Below are 405 nucleotides of genomic sequence, written 5' to 3'. Positions count from 1 at the left end.
TCCTGTCCCGGCAGTTCCCCGCCGACGCGGCGGGCTACGAGGCGCTCGCCGGGGCGATCGCGGCGGCCGGGGAGCCGGCCTGCGTCGCGATGGAGGGGACGTCGTCCTACGGGGCGGGCCTCACCAGGCACCTCGCGTCGCTGGGGATGCCCGTGCGCGAGGCGCTCTCCCCGGCGAGGATGCAGAGGAGGCGCCCGGGGCAGGGCAAGTGCGACGAGGCGGACGCGGAGAGGGCCGCCCGCGCGGCGATGTCCGGCTCGAAGCTCGGGACCCCCAAGAGCCAGGACGGGTGGGTCGACGGGGTGCGCTGCATGCTCGCGGCGCGCTCCGGGGCGGTGAAGGCGCGCACCTCGGCGATCAACACCGCGAGGTCGCTGCTCACCACCGCCCCGGAGGGGCTCAGGT

At 76.8% G+C, this 405-nt stretch carries 1 protein-coding gene; it reads left to right on the top strand.

Translation table 11 applies throughout. The annotated features are described in order from the left end of the window. A partial coding sequence (locus tag ACQRAJ_RS08800) for an IS110 family transposase (RefSeq protein WP_427748394.1) occupies positions 1-405 on the top strand: 405 nt, incomplete at both ends.

Source organism: Collinsella sp. SGI.184, assembly GCF_050313415.1.
GTDB lineage: Bacteria > Actinomycetota > Coriobacteriia > Coriobacteriales > Coriobacteriaceae > Collinsella.
This window is presented reverse-complemented; position numbering and strand designations above follow the sequence as displayed.